This is a genomic window from Nocardia sp. bgisy118 (assembly GCF_057708605.1).
In genome coordinates, this window is record NZ_JBYISM010000064.1 from 1 (window position 1) to 3,226 (window position 3,226).

General features: G+C 56.1%; 1 rRNA gene. It reads right to left on the reverse strand.

The features are described from left to right. Window positions 1–49: 49 nt before the first annotated feature. Window positions 50–3,183: ribosomal RNA gene (locus tag AC3EO7_RS37670) — 23S ribosomal RNA — on the reverse strand. Window positions 3,184–3,226 lie beyond the last annotated feature (43 nt).

Genomic DNA, 3,226 nt, shown 5'->3' on the forward strand with positions numbered 1-3,226 from the left:
GTGTCTGTGTGTTGTTTCAGATACCGCACAGTGGACGCGTAGCTTCTTCGTTGGTAAGTCCTCGGCCGATTAGTACCAGTCACCTCCACACGTTACCGTGCTTCCAGTTCTGGCCTATCAACCCCATGGTCTGTGGGGGGCCTTACCCCCTCGAGGGGGTGAGAAACCTCATCTTGGAACAGGCTTCCCGCTTAGATGCTTTCAGCGGTTATCCCTTCCGAACGTAGCTAACCAGCAGTGCCCTTGGCAGGACAACTGGCACACCAGAGGTTCGTCCGTCCCGGTCCTCTCGTACTAGGGACAGCCTTCCTCAAGTTTCTGACGCGCGCGGCGGATAGAGACCGAACTGTCTCACGACGTTCTAAACCCAGCTCGCGTGCCGCTTTAATGGGCGAACAGCCCAACCCTTGGGACCTACTCCAGCCCCAGGATGCGACGAGCCGACATCGAGGTGCCAAACCATCCCGTCGATATGGACTCTTGGGGAAGATCAGCCTGTTATCCCCGGGGTACCTTTTATCCGTTGAGCGACACCGCTTCCACTTGCCGGTGCCGGATCACTAGTCCCGACTTTCGTCCCTGCTCGAGCTGTCGCTCTCACAGTCAAGCTCCCTTGTGCACTTGCACTCGACACCTGATTGCCAACCAGGCTGAGGGAACCTTTGGGCGCCTCCGTTACATTTTGGGAGGCAACCGCCCCAGTTAAACTACCCACCAGGCACTGTCCCTGAACCAGATCATGGTCCGAGGTTAGAGGTCCAATACGATCAGAGTGGTATTTCAACGACGACTCCACACACACTGGCGTGCATGTTTCACAGTCTCCCACCTATCCTACACAAACCGTACCGAACACCAATACCAAGCTATAGTGAAGGTCCCGGGGTCTTTTCGTCCTGCCGCGCGTAACGAGCATCTTTACTCGTAATGCAATTTCGCCGAGTCTGTGGTTGAGACAGCAGAGAAGTCGTTACGCCATTCGTGCAGGTCGGAACTTACCCGACAAGGAATTTCGCTACCTTAGGATGGTTATAGTTACCACCGCCGTTTACCGGGGCTTAAATTCTCAGCTTCGCGCCGAAGCGCTAACCGGTCCTCTTAACCTTCCGGCACCGGGCAGGCGTCAGTCCGTATACATCGTCTTACGACTTCGCACGGACCTGTGTTTTTAGTAAACAGTCGCTTCTCTCTGGTCTCTGCGACCACCACCAGCTCCCGGAGCAAAGTCCGTTCACCAGCGTTGGTCCCCCTTCTCCCGAAGTTACGGGGGCATTTTGCCGAGTTCCTTAACCACAGTTCTCTCGATCGCCTCAGTATTCTCTACCTGACCACCTGTGTCGGTTTGGGGTACGGGCCGTGTACCAACTCACTAGAGGCTTTTCTCGGCAGCATAGGATCACTGAATTCGCCTCAATCGGCTACGCATCACCTCTCAGGCACATGTTGTGCGGATTTGCCTACACAACGCCCTACAGGCTTACACCAGTACAACCACTGACTGGCCCAGCTACCTTCCTGCGTCACCCCATCGCTTGACTACTACAGCCAGGGTCCCATGCAGCCCCCTCCAGCCACCCGAAGGTGGTCCATTGGGATTTGGATGGTTAGCACAACTGCCTCGCCATTGGGCGCGGATACACGGGTACGGGAATATCAACCCGTTGTCCATCGACTACGCCTGTCGGCCTCGCCTTAGGTCCCGACTCACCCTGGGCGGATTAACCTGGCCCAGGAACCCTTGGTCATTCGGCGGACGAGTTTCTCACTCGTCTTTCGCTACTCATGCCTGCATTCTCACTCCCATAGCCTCCACAACTAGTTCACACTGCTGCTTCCCTGGCTACAGGACGCTCCCCTACCCAGCCACACCACTGCACACCGAACCGTAGTTCGATGCGGATGTATTGTGCGACTGCCGCGGCTTCGGCGGTGTACTTGAGCCCCGCTACATTGTCGGCGCAGGATCACTTGACCAGTGAGCTATTACGCACTCTTTCAAGGGTGGCTGCTTCTAAGCCAACCTCCTGGTTGTCTTCGCGACCCCACATCCTTTTCCACTTAGTACACGCTTAGGGGCCTTAGCCGGCGATCTGGGCTGTTTCCCTCTCGACTACGAAGCTTATCCCCCGCAGTCTCACTGCCACGCTCTCACACACCGGCATTCGGAGTTTGGCTGACTTCGGTAAGCTTGTGGGCCCCCTAGGCCATCCAGTAGCTCTACCTCCGGCGTGAAACACGTGACGCTGCACCTAAATGCATTTCGGGGAGAACCAGCTATCACGGAGTTTGATTGGCCTTTCACCCCTACCCACAGCTCATCCCCTCAGTTTTCAACCTAAGTGGGTTCGGGCCTCCACGACGTCTTACCGTCGCTTCACCCTGGCCATGGGTAGATCACTCCGCTTCGGGTCTAGAACATGCGACTGGAAACGCCCTATTCGGACTCGCTTTCGCTACGGCTACCCCACACGGGTTAACCTCGCCACATGCCACTAACTCGCAGGCTCATTCTTCAAAAGGCACGCCATCACCCACAGTGCACTAAAGCACTCGCAGGCCCTGACGGATTGTAAGCGCACGGTTTCAGGTACTATTTCACTCCCCTCCCGGGGTACTTTTCACCTTTCCCTCACGGTACTAGTCCGCTATCGGTCACCAGGGAGTATTCAGGCTTACCGGGTGGTCCCGGCAGATTCACAGCAGATTTCACGGGCCCGCTGCTACTCGGGTATCACTCACATGAGCCGTTGAGTTTTCGCCTACGGGATTCTCACCCTCTACGACAGGCCGTCCCAGACCACTTCAGCTAACCCAACGGTTTCTGACTCACGCCCAGCTCGGCAGAACTGAGAAGAGCAACCCCACAACCCCACGAACGCAACGCCTGCCGGCTATCACACGCCCATGGTTTAGCCTCATCCGCTTTCGCTCGCCACTACTCACGGAATCACTATTGTTTTCTCTTCCTGTGGGTACTGAGATGTTTCACTTCCCCACGTTCCCTCCACACACCCTATATATTCAGATGCGGGTAACACGACATCACTCGTGCTGGGTTTCCCCATTCGGAAATCCTCGGATCTCAGCTCGGTTGACAGCTCCCCGAGGCTTATCGCAGCCTCCTACGTCCTTCATCGGCTCCTGGTGCCAAGGCATCCACCGAACGCTCTTAAACACTTACAAACAAAGATGCTCGCGTCCACTGTGCAGTTCTCAAACAACACAC